15 protein-coding genes are annotated in these 17,209 nt (G+C 62.8%); all 15 read right to left on the bottom strand.

From position 1 onward, the window contains the following. Positions 1-62: 62 nt before the first annotated feature. Positions 63-500: a D-aminoacyl-tRNA deacylase gene (gene dtd, locus ABVN20_RS15610; RefSeq protein WP_368556606.1), complete on the bottom strand. Its 438-nt coding sequence runs from the start codon at positions 498-500 to the stop codon at positions 63-65. Continuing rightward, complete coding sequence (gene pip, locus ABVN20_RS15605) at positions 497-1,468, bottom strand: prolyl aminopeptidase (RefSeq protein WP_368556605.1); 972 nt, start codon at positions 1,466-1,468, stop codon at positions 497-499. Before pip ends, dtd begins: the two co-directional genes overlap by 4 nt. A gap of 104 nt (positions 1,469-1,572) precedes the next feature. Beyond that, positions 1,573-2,499, bottom strand: a complete 927-nt coding sequence (locus tag ABVN20_RS15600) for an alpha/beta hydrolase (protein ID WP_368556604.1) — start codon at positions 2,497-2,499, stop codon at positions 1,573-1,575. A gap of 19 nt (positions 2,500-2,518) precedes the next feature. Then, positions 2,519-3,466 (bottom strand): choline ABC transporter substrate-binding protein, encoded by a 948-nt coding sequence (locus tag ABVN20_RS15595; protein WP_368557715.1) that lies wholly within the window; start codon positions 3,464-3,466, stop codon positions 2,519-2,521. Between the two features lie 322 nt (positions 3,467-3,788). Continuing rightward, positions 3,789-4,592, bottom strand: coding sequence for an N-formylglutamate deformylase (hutG, locus tag ABVN20_RS15590; RefSeq protein ID WP_368556603.1), 804 nt, complete (start codon positions 4,590-4,592; stop codon positions 3,789-3,791). Continuing rightward, the gene (gene hutI, locus ABVN20_RS15585; protein WP_368556602.1) at positions 4,585-5,808 is read right to left on the bottom strand and encodes an imidazolonepropionase; all 1,224 of its coding nucleotides are present in this window, start codon (positions 5,806-5,808) and stop codon (positions 4,585-4,587) included. The genes hutG and hutI overlap by 8 nt, the downstream gene beginning before the upstream one ends. 100 nt (positions 5,809-5,908) lie before the next feature. Further along, on the bottom strand, positions 5,909-7,441 hold the full coding sequence (gene hutH, locus ABVN20_RS15580) for a histidine ammonia-lyase (protein ID WP_368556601.1): 1,533 nt from the start codon (positions 7,439-7,441) through the stop codon (positions 5,909-5,911). 117 nt (positions 7,442-7,558) lie between these two features. Continuing rightward, positions 7,559-9,082: a histidine ammonia-lyase gene (hutH, locus tag ABVN20_RS15575; RefSeq protein WP_368556600.1), complete on the bottom strand. Its 1,524-nt coding sequence runs from the start codon at positions 9,080-9,082 to the stop codon at positions 7,559-7,561. A gap of 163 nt (positions 9,083-9,245) precedes the next feature. Further along, positions 9,246-10,076, bottom strand: a complete 831-nt coding sequence (locus ABVN20_RS15570) for a glycine betaine/L-proline ABC transporter ATP-binding protein (protein ID WP_368556599.1) — start codon at positions 10,074-10,076, stop codon at positions 9,246-9,248. After that, positions 10,073-10,924 (bottom strand): ABC transporter permease, encoded by an 852-nt coding sequence (locus ABVN20_RS15565; RefSeq protein WP_368556598.1) that lies wholly within the window; start codon positions 10,922-10,924, stop codon positions 10,073-10,075. The genes ABVN20_RS15570 and ABVN20_RS15565 overlap by 4 nt, the downstream gene beginning before the upstream one ends. Positions 10,925-10,994: 70 nt before the next feature. After that, on the bottom strand, positions 10,995-11,963 hold the full coding sequence (locus tag ABVN20_RS15560) for an ABC transporter substrate-binding protein (protein WP_368556597.1): 969 nt from the start codon (positions 11,961-11,963) through the stop codon (positions 10,995-10,997). Positions 11,964-12,032: 69 nt separating this feature from the next. Continuing rightward, positions 12,033-13,505 (bottom strand): cytosine permease, encoded by a 1,473-nt coding sequence (locus ABVN20_RS15555; RefSeq protein WP_368556596.1) that lies wholly within the window; start codon positions 13,503-13,505, stop codon positions 12,033-12,035. Between the two features lie 159 nt (positions 13,506-13,664). Next, positions 13,665-15,344, bottom strand: a complete 1,680-nt coding sequence (hutU, locus tag ABVN20_RS15550; RefSeq protein WP_368556595.1) for a urocanate hydratase — start codon at positions 15,342-15,344, stop codon at positions 13,665-13,667. 478 nt (positions 15,345-15,822) lie between these two features. Further along, positions 15,823-16,392 carry a HutD family protein gene (locus ABVN20_RS15545; protein WP_368556594.1) on the bottom strand — a complete coding sequence of 190 codons (570 nt, stop codon included), beginning with the start codon at positions 16,390-16,392 and terminating at the stop codon, positions 15,823-15,825. Beyond that, the gene (gene hutC, locus ABVN20_RS15540; RefSeq protein WP_368557714.1) at positions 16,389-17,099 is read right to left on the bottom strand and encodes a histidine utilization repressor; all 711 of its coding nucleotides are present in this window, start codon (positions 17,097-17,099) and stop codon (positions 16,389-16,391) included. The genes ABVN20_RS15545 and hutC overlap by 4 nt, the downstream gene beginning before the upstream one ends. Between the last annotated feature and the right edge of the window lie 110 nt (positions 17,100-17,209).

Here is a 17,209-nt window from a genome sequence, read left to right as displayed (position 1 = left end):
ATTTATCGCGAAAAAGCCCTGTTTTCAGTCGAAAAGCCCTTAAAAAGATGTTTCAGGCGCTTTCAAGTCTGTAACAGGAAGGTTACCGGGCCATCATTGACCAGGTGCACCTGCATATCCGCGCCGAATCTACCTGATGCCACAGTGCCATGCACCTGTTTCGCGCTCTCCAGCAGATAGTCGAAAAGTTCTTCGCCCAGCGCCGGAGGGGCGGCGGTGGAAAAACTCGGGCGCAACCCGCTTTTGGTGTCCGCGGCCAGGGTGAACTGCGAGACCAGGAGCAACCCGCCACCGACGTCAGCCAGGGACAGGTTCATCTTGCCCTCGGCGTCGCTGAACACCCGATAGTTAAGCAGCTTATGCAGAAGTTTGTCGGCGCTGGCCCGAGTATCCTCGGGCTCCACCGCCACCAGTACCAGCAAACCCTGGTCCACCGCGCCGACTATTTCCCCGGCGACCTCGACGCGCGCGCCCCGCACGCGCTGCAGCAGGCCCTTCATGCTTCTTCGGGAGACAGGTTGAGCAGGCGCCGGGCCATCTGGTCGGCGGCGCGCACCAGTGCATCGGTGATGCCGGGTTCGGACGCCACGTGGCCGGCTTCGCGGATGATCTGCAATTCGCTGTTCGGCCAGCTCTGGTGCAAGGCCCAGGCGTTATCAATCGGGCAGATCGCGTCGTAGCGGCCATGGATGATCACGCCGGGCAAATGGGCGATCTTGTCCATGTCGCGGATCAGTTGGTTGTCTTCGAGGAACGAGTGGTTGACGAAGTAGTGGCATTCGATGCGGGCAATCGACAGCGCACGCTGCGGTTCGGTGAAGCGCTCGACGACCACCGGGTTCGGACGCAGGGTGGCGATCCGGCCTTCCCAGGTGGACCAGGCTTTGGCCGTGTGCATCTGGGCGATCTGATCGTTACCGGTCAGACGCTTGTGGAACGCGTTGAGCAGGTCGCCACGCTCTTCCGGCGGGATCGGTGCGATGTAGTCCTGCCAGTAATCGGGGAACAGGCGGCTGGCGCCCTCCTGGTACATCCAGTGAATATCCTGCTCGCGGGACAGGAAAATCCCACGCAGGATCAGGCCGTGGACGCGCTCGGGATGGGTTTGCGCATACGCCAGCGCCAGGGTCGAACCCCAGGAACCGCCGAACACCACCCATTTGTCGATACCCAGGTGCAGGCGAATCCGCTCCAGGTCAGCCACCAGATCCCAGGTCGTGTTGTTTTCCAGGCTGGCGTGCGGGGTGGAGCGACCGCAACCGCGCTGGTCGAAGGTGACGATGCGGTACAGGTTGGGATCAAAGAAGCAGCGACTCTGTGCATCGCACCCAGAACCTGGGCCGCCATGGAGAAACACCACCGGCAAACCTTCCGGTGAGCCGCTTTCGTCGACGTACAGGGTGTGGGTTTCATCGACAGCCAGATCGTGCCGGGCGTAGGGTTTGATCTGCGGGTACAAAGTCTGCATTGCGCACTCCGTAAGGGGTCGAGGTCATCCCTGGGGGGACTTCTATGATTCTGCCGTCCGGCATCATAAACCCGAATTACGTCAATGAGCATGCCCTTGCTGAGTCAGAGTTCTGTCGTCAGTTTTTTTGCCAGATAACCGAGCAGGGTTTCATACAGCGCGTCGACTTCGGCCACCCTGCCGCGCCCGCGCAGGCAACCGTGCACCAACCCCTCACCGTAATACAGCGTCGTGGCGACACCCGCCGCCGTCAGCCGTTCGGCGTAGTGCACGCCGTCATCGCGCAGGGGATCGAACTGCGCCACGGCAATCAAGGCCGGTGGCAGGCCGCTGAAGTCGTCGGCCAGCAGTGGCATGGCCTGGGCGCAGGGTGCGCGCGCGCCCAGGTACAACGCGTGGTAATCCTCGACATCGCGACTGCTGAGCAACGGCGCGTCGCTGCATTCGCTGCGTGACGGCAGGCGACGATCACCGCCCAGCCCCGGATAGATCAGCACCTGAGCCGCCGGCATTGGCTCGCCGGCAGCGCGCAGGGCCAGGCACAAGGCGGCGGCAAGATTGCCACCGGCACTGTCGCCGGCCACCAGCGTGCGTTCGGGGTCGAGATGGAACGGCCCGGCTCGCAGCGCACGCCAGACACTCAGGCAGTCGTGAAACCCCGCCGGGTAGGGATGCTCCGGCGCCAGTCGGTAATCGACGGCGATCACCAGCGTATTCAGCGTCGACGCCAGTTCGGCACAGATGAAGTCATGGGAATCCAGGTCCCCCACCACCCACCCGCCGCCGTGCAGGTACAACACACAGGGATCACCCTCAGGCGGTGACGACAGCGGCGGCTGATACGCGCGTACCCGCACGCCGGCCAGTTCGAAGTCGACCACGTACAACCCGGCCGGACGCTGCGGGGTAAACGCCCGGCACATCGCGCTGTAGGCCTCGCGCATAGCGGCGAGGCTGGTGTCGGCGCTGTTGAAGCTGAGGGTCTTCTGCACGAACGCCATCATCTGCTCGGAAAGCGGATAACAAGCCATCAGCCGCGAACCTCCGTCGTCAGTTGTTCAAACTGGCCTGAACCGTGGCGACGCCGTCCTTGCCATCGAAACTGCTGACCCCGGCCAGCCAGCGCTGAAGGTCCTCGGGATGCTCACGCAGCCATTTCCTGGCGACATCCTGCGCGGTCTGGCGCTCCATGATCGGCACCATCAACTGGCTTTCCTGGGCGGCGGTGAACGTGAGGTTTTCCAGCAGTCGATTCACGTTCGGGCAACGCTCGGCGTAGTCCGGCGAAGTCACCGTGGATACGGTGGCCGCGCCTTCGTTCGGCCCATAGACATCTTCGCTGCCGGTCAGGTAGGCGATGTTCATGTTGATGTTCATCGGGTGCGGGGTCCAGCCGACGAACACCACGAACTCCTTGCGGTTCACCGCCCGTTGAACGGCGGCGAGCATGCCGGCTTCACCGGACTCGATCAGTTTGAAATCCTTGAGGCCGAAGTGGTTGGTTTCGATCATGGTCTTGATCGTGGTGTTGGCACCACTGCCCGGCTCGATGCCGTAGATTTTGCCGCCGAGCTGATCCTTGAATTTTGCGATGTCGGCAAAGGTCTTCAGGCCCGCAGCCGCCACGTAGTCCGGCACCGCGAGGGTGGCCTGGGCATCGGCCAGGCTCGGCTTGGCCATGACCCGGACCTGCTTGGCTTCGAGGAACGGGGCGATGTTCTTGTCCATCGCCGGTTTCCAGTAACCGAGGAAGATATCGAGACGCTTGTCGCGGATGCCGGCGAAGATGATCTGCTGCACGGCGCTGGTCTGCTTGCTTTCGTAACCCAGGCCATTGAGCAGCACATCGGCCACGCCGCTGGTGGCGATGACATCGGTCCAGTTGACCACACCCATACGCACGGTCTTGCAGGACGCGTCGTCAATGGCCAGGACAGGAGTACTCAACAGAGCGGTACCGCAGAGGATCAGGAGACAGCGGGTAAACAGAGCGTTGATGCTTGTCATGGAGGCGTTCTCGTGCGGCAGAAGATTGTTATGGGCTCGGTGTCTTTGTGCACCGTGCGCAGAACATTACGCAGCAGACGAGAGGTAAAAGTGAACAGTGGCGACCGAGATTTGCACGGTGGCGACTGTTTTTGACTGGAGTGCCATTAGATCGCAATCGCGAGCAGGCTCGCTCCCACAGGGGGGCGGTGTTGCAACACAAATTGTGCAAACACCAGAAATCCCTGTAGGAGCGAGCTTGCTCGCGATGAGGCCGGCACATCCAACATCAACAGTGCCTGCTCGCGATGGGCCAGCCCATCAGGCCCAGGAATCAGGCCTTGTAGTGCTCTTGCCCCCAGGCCAGCAACCCTTGCAACAATTCCTTGAGCACCACCTGGGTCGGTGCCGCCAGGTCCGGGCGGTAGCGGAACGGTTCGAACTCTTCCATGTAGGTGCACTGGCCCAGCTCCAGTTGCACCGCGTGGATGTTGTCCGCCGGGTTGCCGTAATGCCGGGTGATGTGGCCACCCTTGAAGCGGCCGTTGAGCACGTGGGTGTAGTTGGGGTGCCGTGCACAGATCGCTTCCAGTTGCGTCGCCAACTGCGGATCGCAACTGGCGCCGTTGAAGGTGCCGAGGTTGAAGTCCGGCAGCTTGCCGTCGAACAGGTGCGGGATGATCGTGCGGATCGAGTGCGCGTCAAACAGCAGCGCATAGCCGAACTCGGCCTTGAGCCGTGCCAGTTCGTTCTGCAGGGTCTGGTGATACGGCGTCCACACCTGCTCAAGGTACGTCGCGCGCTCGGCCTTCGTAGGCTCCATGCCCTCGCGGAACAGGGCAATACCATCGAACAGAGTCGAGGGGTACAGACCCGTGGTCGCGCCGGCGTACAACGGTTTGTCGTCCGAGGGGCGGTTCAGGTCGATGACAAAGCGCGAATACTCGGCGGCCAGGGTGCTGGCGCCCAGTTCGTTGGCGAAGTCGTACAGGGTCGGGATGTGCCAGTCGGTGTCCGGCAGGCTTTTCGCGTCGGCGATCAGCCCGGCCTCGACCGCCGGGGTCAGGCGTACGCCAGCGTGGGGCATGCTGATCAGCAGCGGCACGCGGCCTTGTTTGAAACTCAGAACCTTATCCACAACTGCTCTCCGAAAAGCGAGTTTCCACGCCGTGACGCACGACGCGTTTTTCCAGGTCACCGCCCAGCCAGTACGACAGGTCGGCGGGACGATCAATTTGCCAGGCGACGAAGTCCGCGACCTTGCCGGTCTCCAGCGAGCCATGGCTGTGGCCCATGCCCAGCGCGGTGGCGGCGTGAATCGTCGCGCCGGCCAGGGCTTCTTCCGGGGTCATACGGAAACAGGTGCAGGCCATGTTCAGCATCAGGCGCAGCGACAGCGCCGGCGAGGTGCCGGGGTTGAGGTCGCTGGCGATGGCGATTTTCACCCCGTGCTTGCGCAGGGCGTCCATCGGCGGCAACTGGGTTTCGCGCAGGAAGTAGAACGCCCCCGGTAGCAACACGGCGACGGTGCCGGAGGCGGCCATGGCGATGGCGTCGTCTTCGTCCATGAACTCCAGGTGATCGGCGGACAGGGCGTGGTAGCGCGCCGCCAGGCTCGAACCGTGCAACGACGACAATTGCTCGGCGTGCAGCTTGACCGGCAAGCCCAGCTCTTGCGCGGTGACGAACACCCGCTCGACCTGCGCCGGGGAAAACGCCAGGTACTCGCAGAAGGCGTCCACGGCATCCACCAGCCCTTCGGCGGCCAGAGCCGGAAGCATTTCAGCGCAGATGTGTTCGATGTAGTCGTCGGCGCGATCCTTGTATCCCGGCGGCAGGGCGTGGGCCGCCAGACAGGTGCTGCGCACGCTGATCGGCAGTTCGGCACCCAGACGTCGGGCGACCCGCAGCATCTTGCGTTCGCTGGCCAGGTCCAGGCCGTAGCCGGACTTGATTTCGATGCTGGTGACGCCGTCGCGCATCAAGCTGTTCAGTCGCTTGGCGGCGCTGGCGAACAGCTCGTCTTCGCTGGCCGCCCGCGTGGCGCGCACCGTGCTGGCGATGCCGCCACCGGCAGCGGCGATCTCGGCGTAGCTGACGCCTTGCAGGCGCTGTTCGAATTCACCGCTGCGGTTACCGCCGAACACCGTGTGGGTGTGGCAGTCGATCAGGCCCGGCGTGACCCAGGCCCCGTTCAAATCGTTGACCGCCGGGTACTCGCCGGACGGCAGTTCGGCGCGTGGGCCGATCCACTCAATGAGCGCACCGGACGTCACGATGGCCGCGTCCTCGATGATCGAGTAGACGCCCTGCGCCATGGTTGCGACGTGGCAGTGTTGCCAGAGCGTTTTCATCCCTTAGTCTCCACAGTATTCAAGAACATCTCGCGAGCAGGCTCGCTCCCACATTGGAATGCATGACCCTGTGGGAGCGAGCCTGCTCGCGATAAGTGCATTACAGACTCGGCAACAACTTGCCCGGCGCCAGATCAGTCAGGCACCGCGAAGCCAGCAGCTCGGTGGCCGCGTTGATGTCCGGGGCAAAGAAGCGGTCCTTCTCGTAGAACGGCACTTCGTTACGCAGGATGGCGCGAGCCTTTTCCAGTTTCGGCGAGGTCTTCAGGCCGTTGCGCAGGTCCAGGCCCTGGGCCGCTGCCAGCCACTCCACGGCGAGAATGCCACGGGTGTTCTCGGCCATTTCCCACAGGCGCTTGCCGGCGGCCGGGGCCATGGACACGTGGTCTTCCTGGTTGGCCGAGGTCGGCAGGCTGTCCACCGAATGCGGATGGGACAACGCCTTGTTGTCGCTGGCCAGGGCCGCCGCCGTCACCTGGGCGATCATGAAGCCGGAGTTCACCCCACCGTTGGCCACCAGGAATGGCGGCAATTGCGACATGTGCTTGTCCATCATCAGCGAGATACGGCGCTCGCTCAGCGAGCCGATTTCGGCGATGGCCAGGGCCATGTTGTCGGCGGCCATGGCGACAGGTTCGGCGTGGAAGTTGCCACCGGAGATCACGTCACCTTCAGCGGCGAACACCAACGGGTTGTCGGAGACGGCGTTGGCTTCGATGGCCAGCACTTCGGCGGCCTGGCGGAACTGGGTGAGGCAGGCGCCCATGACCTGCGGCTGGCAGCGCAGGGAGTACGGGTCCTGGACCTTCTCGCAGTTCTGGTGGGAGTCGGACACTTCGCTGCGCTCACCGAGCAAATCGCGGTAAGCAGCAGCGGCGTCGATCTGGCCTTTCTGGCCACGGGCAGCGTGGATGCGCGCATCGAATGGCGAGCGCGAGCCCAGCACCGCTTCAACAGTCAGCGCGCCCAGGGACAGGGCGCCGGCGAACAGGTCTTCACCTTCGAACAGGCCACGCAAGGCATAGGCGGTGGACACCTGGGTGCCGTTGAGCAGCGCCAGGCCTTCTTTCGCCGCCAAGGTCAGCGGGGTCAGACCTGCGACTTTCAGCGCCTCGGTGGCCGGCAGCCATTCGCCCTTGTAGCGCGCCTTGCCTTCGCCCAGCAGCACCAGCGACATGTGGGCCAGCGGCGCCAGGTCACCGGATGCACCGACCGAGCCTTTCAACGGAATGTGCGGGTAGACCTCGGCGTTGACCAGGGCGATGAGCGCGTCGATCACCACACGGCGAATGCCGGAGAAACCACGGCTCAGGCTGTTGACCTTGAGCACCATGATCAGGCGCACCAGCGCGTCGCTGATCGGCTCGCCGACACCGGCGGCGTGGGACAGCACCAGCGAGCGCTGCAGGTTTTCCAGGTCTTCGCTGGCGATACGGGTCGAGGCCAGCAGGCCGAAGCCGGTGTTGATGCCGTAGGCGGTGCGGTTCTCGGCGAGGATCTGCTCCACGCAGGCGACGCTGGCTTCGATCTGGGCCGAGGCGCTGCTGTCGAGGGTCAGCGTGACCGGTTGCTGATAGACGTCACGCAGTTGGGCCAGGCTCAGTTGGCCGGGAATCAGGTTCAGCGCAGTCATGTTCTTGCTCCTTTTGAGAGTGGTGGTTCACTACCAGACGCTCCGGAGATATCCGTTGTCCGTCGCTTCCCCCTTTTTGAGGGGGCTGGCGCCTTGGCACGCTGGTGGGTATGGAAATCAATGCAAATTCGGCAAGGCCTTTTGCAGCAGGCCCGTGTCTTTCAGCACGCCGGCAGCGGCGGCGATGTCCGGCGCCAGCCAGCGGTCCTGGTCGTAGGCCGGGACCCGCTCGCGCAGCAGGCGCCAGGCGGTATCGGTGCCGGCGCCAAAGCGCTGCTCCTTAAGGAATTCGAAGGCCTGGGCCGCCAGCAGGTACTCGATGGCGAGGATCTGCGTGCAGTTTTCCAGGGCGCGATGCAGCTTCAATGCGGCGTTGGTGCCCATGCTCAGGTGGTCTTCCTGCAGGCCCGAGGTAACGTAGTTGTCGAGTACCGCCGGTTGCGCCAGCTGGCGGTTCTCCGCACACAGCGACGCGGCGACATATTGCACGATCATCATCCCCGAGTTCACCCCCGGGTTGGCCACCAGGAACGCCGGCAGGCCGCTGACGTGCGGGTTGATCAGGCGGTCGAGACGCCGTTCGGCAATCGAGCCGATTTCCGCCATGGCGATGGCCAGCAGATCAGCGGCCATCGCCACCGACTGACCGTGCGGGTTGGCCTGGGACATGATGCGGAAATTATCCGGGGTGCCCAGCAGCAACGGGTTGTCGGTGCAGCCGTTGAGTTCGATTTCAATTTGCTCGATGGCATGCGCCAGTTGATCACGCACGGCGCCGTGGACCTGCGGGATCGAGCGGATGCTCAGCGCGTCCTGGGTGCGGATGCCCTTGCTCGTCGCGATCACTTCGCTGCCGTCGAGCAAGGCGCGCAGGTTGACGCCCACCCGCTGCATGCCCGGGTGCGGTTTGAGCGCGATGATCTCGGCATCGAACGCGGCGATCTGGCCGCGCTGGGCTTCGAAGCTCATGGCACTGATGACATCGGCCCATTGCAGCAGGCGCGTGGCATCGTCGATGGCCAGGGCGCTCAAGCCGGTCATACACGGCGTGCCGTTGACCAGGCACAGACCGTCCTTGGCCCCCAGCTGCACCGGTTGCAGACCCTCTTCGGCCAACGCCTGTTGCGCCGTCACGACCTGCCCGCGGTAGCTGACATTGCCGACGCCGAGCAGCGCGATGCCGATGTGCGCCATGTGGGTCAGGTAACCCACCGAACCCTGAGACGGCACCTGCGGGGTGATGCCGCGATTGAGCAACGCCAGCAGGGCCTCGACCACGCGGCGATGGATACCGGATTTGCCCTGGCTGAAATTGCGGATCGCCGCGCACAGGATGGCGCGGGTCTGCTCATTGGTCAGCACCGGGCCGACGCCGCAGGCGTGGCTGAGCAGGGTGTTGCGCGACAGTTGGCTGAGCTGTTCGTCAGCCAGCGACACGTTGCACAACGCGCCCAGGCCGGTGTTGACGCCATAGGCGCGCTCGCCGCTGGCGACAATGCGCTGGACGATGGCCTGGGCATTCTCGATACGCGCCCAGGCCTGCGGCGCCAGCTCGAGCTGCGCGCCGTGACGGGCTACCGCGACCACATCCTGCCAACGCAACGGGGCATCGGCGATTACGATTTTTTCAGCCTGGGACATCTTTTACCTCTAGCCAATATTGATGCAGCTTCACCGGCCTCATCGTCGGAACGCCGCCCGGGGCAAGCCCGCTCCTACAGGTTTCACACAATCCCTGTGGGAGCGGGCTTGCCCCGGGCGGCGTTCCGACGATAGGGCCCGCCCGACCGCCGCAAAACTCAAATCAAACCACCGCCGCCCGCCGCTGCACGAACCGGTCGACATACTCATCCGCTGGCGAATGCAGGATCTCGCGTGGCGTGCCGACCTGGATCAGGCGGCCGTCCTTGAGGATCGCGATGCGGTTGCCGATGCGCACGGCCTCGTCGAGGTCGTGGGTGATGAAGACGATGGTCTTGTGCAGGGTCTTTTGCAGCTCCAGCAACTGATCCTGCATCTCGGCGCGGATCAATGGGTCAAGGGCGCTGAACGCTTCGTCCATCAGGATGATGTCGGTGTCCGCCGCCAAGGCGCGGGCCAGGCCGACACGCTGGCGCATACCGCCGGAAAGCTGGTGCGGGAACTTGTTTTCGTAGCCCTTCAGGCCCACGGTGTTGATCCAGTGCAGCGCCCGCTCGGAGCACATCTGCTTGCTCTCGCCACGCACTTTCAGGCCGTAGGCGACGTTCTCGACCACGGTCTTGTGCGGCAGCAGGCCGAAGCTCTGGAACACCATGCTGATCTTGCGCCGGCGAAATTCGCGCAGGGCATCCATGTCGTATTGCAGGATGTCTTCGCCGTCCACCAGGATCGCGCCGCTGGTCGGGTCGATCAGGCGGTTGAAGTGGCGCACCAGGGTCGATTTACCAGACCCCGACAAGCCCATGATCACGAAGATCTCACCGCTGCCAATGCTCAGCGACAGGTCGTTGACCCCGACCACGCAGCCGGTTTCGGCCAGCACCTGGTCCTTGCTCTTGCCCTGGCCGATCAGGCCCAGTGCATCCTTGGCACGGTTGCCGAAAATCTTGAAGACGTTCTTGACTTCGATCTTGCTTACGCTTGCGTTGTTCATTTGCTCACCTCATGCCGGGCGCGACCATACGCCTGCGTAATGCGGTCGATCACCACGGCCAGAATCACGATCGCCAGGCCCGCTTCCAGGCCACGGCCGACGTTGAGGGTCTGGATGCCCACCAGCACGTCCTCGCCCAGTCCACGGGCACCGATCATCGAGGCGATCACCACCATCGACAGGGCCATCATGGTGGTCTGGTTGATGCCAGCCATGATGCTCGGCAGGGCCAGCGGCAGTTGCACGCCGAACAGTTGCTGCCAGCGGTTGGCGCCGAAGGCGTTGATCGCTTCCATCACTTCACCATCGACCTGACGAATACCCAGGTCAGTCAGGCGGATCAGCGGCGGCGCGGCGTAGATCACGGTGGCGAAGATCGCTGGCACCTTGCCCAGGCCGAACAGCATCAGCACCGGGATCAGGTACACGAAGCTCGGCATGGTCTGCATGATGTCCAGCAGCGGCATCAGCACCGAACGCAGGCGATTGCTGCGTGCCGAGAGGATGCCCAGCGGCACGCCGATCAGTACCGAAATGATCGTTGCCACCAGCATCAGCGCCAGGGTCTGCATCAGCTTGTCCCACAGGCCAACCGCACCCACCAGGAACAACAGGCCGACGATGACCGCGGTGGTCACCACTTTGCGGGTCGCATGCCAGGCCACGCCGGCGACGATCGCCAGCATCAGCCACCAGGGCGCGGCACGCAGCAGCCCTTCGAGATTGACGATGGCCCACAACAGGGTGTCGGAGATGTGGCGGAACACATCGCCGTAGTTGGTGACCAGCGAATCGACCCAACCGTTGACCCAGTCGGCGATGGAAAAGGTAAAGCTTTCGGGAAACATAAGAGACTCTCAATCAAGGGGTTGCGATCAAGCGTCCGGCTGCCGTTGCCGGCAGCCGGAAATACTCGACCTACAAGGCCGCGTCGATTTTCTTGGCTGCGTCTTCGCTCACCCATGCGTGCCAGACTTCAGGATGTTCCTTGAGGAAGATTTTCGCCAGTTTTGGCGACTCGATACGTTCCTTCGCCATGCGGCCCAGGTTCTGGTTCAGCAGGTCGATCGGCAGGTTGACCTTGGTCAGCACTTCGACCAGTTCCGGCGCTTCGTCGTGGAAGGTCTTGGACAGGCCGACCTTGATGCTCACGGACTTGTCGACACCCGGTTTCTCTTCGAGTTTGACCGCGTCGATCTGGCCCATCAGCGGGGTTGGCGACCAGTAGTAGAACAGGATCGGTTCCTTGCGCTTGTAGCTCGACAGCACCGCCGCATCCAGCGCCGGGCCGGTGCCTGGGCGGAAGTTGGTGTAGGTGCTTTCCAGGCCGTAGCTCTTGAGCATTTCGCTGTTGTCCAGCTCACAGGTCCAACCGGCCGGGCAGTTGTAGAAACGGCCCTTGGACGGCTCTTCCGGGTCCTTGAAGATCGCTGCGTACTTGCCCAGGTCAGCGACGTTTTTCAGGTCCGGCGCCTTGGCTTCGATCTTGCGTTCGGGATCGCCTGTGATCACGTAGCGCGGCACGTACCAGCCTTCGATCGCCCCCACGATCGGCGCACCGACACCGACGACCTTGCCGGCCTTCTCGGCCTTGTTCCAGACCTCACTGCGGCCGACCCACTCTTCGGCAAAGATCTGGATGTCGTTACTGCTCAGGGCGTTTTCCATGGTGATGGAGTTGCCCGGCAGGCTGTCGGTCTTGCAGCCGTAGCCTTTTTCCAGGACCACTTGCAGGACGTCGGTCAGCAGCATGCCGCTTTCCCAGTTCAGGCCGGCGAACTTCACAGGTTTGCCCGACTCGCACCAACCGGCCGCCTGGGTGGCGCCGGCACTGGCCAGCAGGCCCATGGAAAGCAATGTGGTCAGCAGGGTCTTGTTCGATTTCATTGTTGTGACGCTCCTAATCATGAATTGGCTTACGGCAGTCAAGAGGCATCCAGCCCTGTCCACGTCCAATCAGGCCTGCGCCGCAGCGCGACCGTTTCCGCTTGTTTTAGGTTGTACAACACTGCCCTGCTCGACTGGCAGGATCAGTTGATCGGGTACCGAACCGTGCCATTTTTTCGCGCAGATGTAGTACAGCGCAGCAGGCAGAACCAGGCCGATGATCCAGGAGATGTCCACATCGCCCAATGCAGCGACCAACGGGCCGGTATAGAACTTGGTGGAGATGAACGGCAACTGCACCAGCACACCGAACACGTAGATGCTGATACCCAGCAGGTTCCAGCGGCCATAGCGGCCATTGGGATCGGCCAGTGCCGGCACGTCATAGCGTTCGCGGGTAATACAGTAGTAGTCCACCAGGTTGATTGCGCTCCAAGGCGTGAAGAACGCCAGCAGGAACAGGATGAAAGACTTGAACGCACCAAGGAACGAGTGCTGGCCCAGCAGGGCGATCAGGGTCGCCGCGCCGACGATCACCAGCACGAACACCAGGCGTTGCAGGCGCGTCACTTCCAGGCGGCCACGGAAGCCGCTGATGATGGTAGCGATGCACATGAAGCTGCCGTAGGAGTTCAGCGTGGAAATGGTCACCTTGCCGAATGCGATGCTGAAGTACAGCAGCGCAGCGGTGGCACCACTGCCGGCGAAACCGACGATGTACGCCACTTCGTGGCCGGCGTATTGGCCGTTGGCGGAAGCTGCGGCGAACACACCGAGGATCATCGCCACCTGGGCGCCGATGACCGAACCTGCCCCGGCGGCGAAAAAGGTTTTCACCGACGAAGTGCTGCTTGGCAGGTAACGGGAATAGTCAGCCACGTAGGGGCCGAAAGCGATCTGCCAGGAGGCCGCGAGCGACACCGCCAGCAGGAAGCTGCTCCAGCTGAATTGACGGATTTGCAGGAGCGCGCCCACATCCGTCTGGCTCATCAGGCGACTGAACAGGTAAACGAAGGCAATCACGCCGATGATGCTGGCGACACGACCGATGAAATGGATCACCCGGTAGCCCAGCACCGTGACCAGCACGATGACACTGGCGAAGATGAGGATGCCGACGGTGTCGCTGACGCCGAACAACTGCCCCAGGGCCTGGCCGGACAGCACGGTGCCCGTGGCGGTGAACCCCAGGTACATCAGGCACACCAGCACGATCGGGATCGCCGCACCATAGACCCCGAACTGCACGCGGCTGGAGATCATCTGCGGCAAGCCCAGTTTGGGCCCTTGCGCCGCGTGCAACGCCATGACCCCGCCGCCCAGCAGTTGACCGATGAACAAGCCGATCAACGACCAGAACACATCACCGCCCAGCACCACCGCCAATGCACCGGTCACGATCGCGGTGATTTGCAGGTTGGCGCCCATCCACAGGGTGAACTGGCTGAACAGACGACCGTGTCTTTCCGCTTCCGGGATGTAGTCGATCGAGCGTTTTTCGATCAACGGTTTGTTGCCTGCACGTGCGTCTTGGACAGCCATGGTTCAACCTCTGTGGATTGTTCTGGATTTGGGTTGGCTCTGCTTCCGTGGGAGCGAGCCTGCTCGCGATAGCGGTTTGTCAGTCAACGATGCGTTGGATGTGACGCCCTCATCGCGAGCAGGCTCGCTCCCACAAAAAGCATTTACAGCGACTGCTTTTTACTTGCCGGTAATCATCGGCAGGTTCAGCCCTTGTTCCTTGGCGCAGTCGATGGCGATCTGGTAACCGGCATCGGCGTGGCGCATGACACCGGTGGCCGGGTCGTTGTGCAGTACGCGGGCGATACGCTCGGCCGCTTCGTCAGTACCGTCGCAGACGATCACCATGCCCGAGTGCTGGGAGAAGCCCATGCCGACGCCGCCGCCGTGGTGCAGGGAAACCCAGGTTGCGCCGCTCGCAGTGTTGAGCAGGGCGTTGAGCAGTGGCCAGTCGGACACGGCGTCGGAACCGTCCTGCATCGACTCGGTTTCGCGGTTCGGGCTCGATACCGAACCGGAGTCCAGGTGGTCGCGGCCGATGACGATCGGTGCCGACAGCTCGCCGCTGCGTACCATTTCGTTGAACGCCAGGCCGAGCTTGGCGCGCAGGCCCAGGCCAACCCAGCAGATACGCGCCGGCAGACCCTGGAAGTTGATGCGCTCGCGAGCCATGTCCAGCCAGTTGTGCAGGTGGGCGTCGTCCGGGATCAGTTCCTTGACCTTGGCATCGGTCTTGTAGATGTCCTGCGGGTCGCCCGACAGTGCCGCCCAGCGGAACGGGCCGATGCCACGGCAGAACAGTGGACGGATGTAGGCCGGCACGAAACCTGGGAAGTCGAATGCGTTTTCCACGCCTTCTTCCTGGGCCATCTGACGGATGTTGTTGCCGTAGTCGAAGGTCGGCACGCCCATTTTCTGGAAGTCCAGCATGGCTTTGACGTGCACGGCCATCGACTGCTTGGCGGCCTTGACCACGGCAGCCGGCTCGGTCTTGGCGCGAGCGCGGTATTCGTCCCAGGTCCAGCCGGCCGGCAGGTAGCCGTTGAGCGGGTCGTGGGCGCTGGTCTGGTCGGTGACCATGTCCGGGCGCACGCCACGACGGACCAGTTCCGGGAGGATTTCAGCGGCGTTGCCGCACAGGGCGATGGAGATCGCCTTGCCTTCGGCGGTGTACTTGGCGATGCGGGCCAGGGCGTCGTCGAGGTCTTTGGCCTGCTCGTCGACGTAACGGGTCTTCAGACGGAAGTCGATGCTGATCTGCTGGCATTCGATGTTCAGCGAGCAGGCGCCGGCCAGGGTCGCGGCCAGCGGTTGCGCACCGCCCATGCCGCCCAGGCCGGCGGTCAGGACCCACTTGCCGGTCAGGTTGTCGTTGTAGTGCTGGCGACCGGCTTCAACGAAGGTTTCGTAGGTGCCCTGGACGATGCCCTGGCTGCCGATGTAGATCCAGCTGCCGGCGGTCATCTGGCCGTACATGGCCAGGCCTTTGGCGTCGAGCTCGTTGAAGTGTTCCCAGGTGGCCCAGTGAGGCACCAGGTTGGAGTTGGCGATCAGTACGCGCGGGGCGTTGCTGTGGGTCTTGAACACGCCGACCGGCTTGCCGGATTGCACCAGCAGGGTTTCGTCTTCGTTCAGGTTGGTCAGGCTCTCGACGATCTTGTCGTAGCACTCCCAGTTACGCGCCGCACGTCCGATACCGCCGTAGACCACCAGCTCCTTGGGGTTCTCGGCCACTTCCGGATCGAGGTTGTTCATCAGCATGCGCAGCGGCGCTTCAGTCAGCCAGCTCTTGGCGGTCAGCTTGTTGCCGCGGGCGGCGCGAATTTCAACATCCCGGAACTTGGTAATTTTGTCAGTCACGAAAAAGACTCCTCAGCGATCAATCCAAACCAACCCTGGCGGTGGGTAAGCCAGCCTGTGCGCATCGTTGCGCGACAAGCGAATCAGGTGGACGTTGCGGGGAGTCTCGGTCGACTCATACGCATACGTCTTTACTTGTACATACAAGCATATGCAATCAAGCGGCCAACTTGTTGGATGGGCATTCAAGAAAACTTTGGAAACGGCTGGAGAGCGCCTGGATCAAGGGTTGTGGCGAAGATGAAATTTTTCGGCGGGAGTTTGTGCGGCAGGTGGGATTTGTTACGGGAGTGGGGTTTTGCGCTGTGATGGGGCGTTCGGTAACAAAGTGGTGCGCATTCGGGAACGGTTTTCCAGGCGCAAAAAAACATCGCGGGCAAGCCCGCTCCCACAGGATTGCGGCAGACACAAAAAATGTGTTCCACCTCAATCTCTGTGGGAGCGGGCTTGCCCGCGATGAAATTGACTGGGTTTTGAATCAGCGCGCTGTCAGCTCAATCACGCAGCAGGCGCCCTGGCTGGCGATCTCCAGCAACCCACTGTTACCGTCCAGTTGTAGGCAATCATGGCGCGCCAGTTGCGAAGCCGTGTTACCGACCTTCACCTGCAGCGCATCGCTGACGCTGAACACCAAGACGGTGCCCGCCTCGCTGAAAAACCGCTGCTCGCCGTCCAGCCATTGCAGCCGGGTGCGGTAACGTTTTGGCGCATAGATCAGGTTGAAATCGCGGATCGGTCCGCCGATCAGTGTGCAGGACACATGGCTTTCACCACTGAAGGCAAAAGGATCGAGCGGTAACAGCGGCCGGGTGGCCTGGCCGTCCACCGACAGGGTCATGCCGTCGCCCTGCAACACGGTGATGATCCGCTCGTAGCCGGCAAACGTGGAAAATCCGCCCGACTCGCCAATGTCGGCAATCGACAGACGCCAGCCAAAGCCGTCCAGGCCGGTGCCGGCATCCCGGGTAATTTCCTCGGTGCTGCCGCCGCCGTTTTTCCACGGCATGCGCGGGTAGTCCGTGGCGCGTAAAACCTTGAGCTGATTCATTTGTGAAACCGACCTTCCAGACGATGACGGGAACCGGGGTGGATCAAGCGGGCGGCGGTCACCGGCTGACGACCGGACCAGGTGCGCCGGCGAATCAGCAGGCACGGCTCGCCCTTCTCGATCTGCAGCAACTTGCACTCCGACGCCTCGGCCAGGATCGCCTCGACCACGTGTTCGCCCTCGGTCAGCGGCGCCACCTGGCTCAGGTAGGCGTACGGGGTTTGCAGGGTGAAATCCTGCTTGAGGTAATCGGGCGCCACCAGCGCGTTGACGAAACGGTCTTCGATTTGCACCGGAATGTCGTTTTCGTAATGCACGATCAGCGAGTGGAACACCTTCTGTCCTTCGCGCATGTCCAGCGCCACGGCCCGCTCGGAACCGGCCGCCTCTTCTTCAAGGGTGATGACGGTGCAGGTATGGCGATGGCCACGGGAGGCGATTTCGTCGGCGATGTTGTGCACTTCGAACAGCGCGGACTGGCTCTTCGGCTCGGCGACGAACGTGCCGACGCCTTGCATGCGCACCAGCAGGCCGTCGGCGGTCATCTCGCGCAGTGCGCGGTTGATGGTCATGCGGCTGAAGCCAAGCTGGCTGACCAGCTCGCTTTCCGACGGAACGCGGTAATGCGGCGGCCACGCCCCGCTGTCGATTTGCTGGGTGATCATCTGTTTGACGCGAGCGTACAAGGGCGCCGGACTGTCGCCCATGTTCGCGGCCAACGGAGAGACTGGAGGCGGAGTCGGCACGATGGATCCTTGGTCGTCTGGTTGAGATTGCTAGCTTGCCGGAGTTTACCGGGCAGGCAAACGTCTGTATA

Source organism: Pseudomonas sp. MYb118 (assembly GCF_040947875.1).
GTDB lineage: Bacteria > Pseudomonadota > Gammaproteobacteria > Pseudomonadales > Pseudomonadaceae > Aquipseudomonas.
Note: the sequence above shows the minus strand (reverse complement) of the source record. Positions and strands in the feature narration are given on the sequence as shown.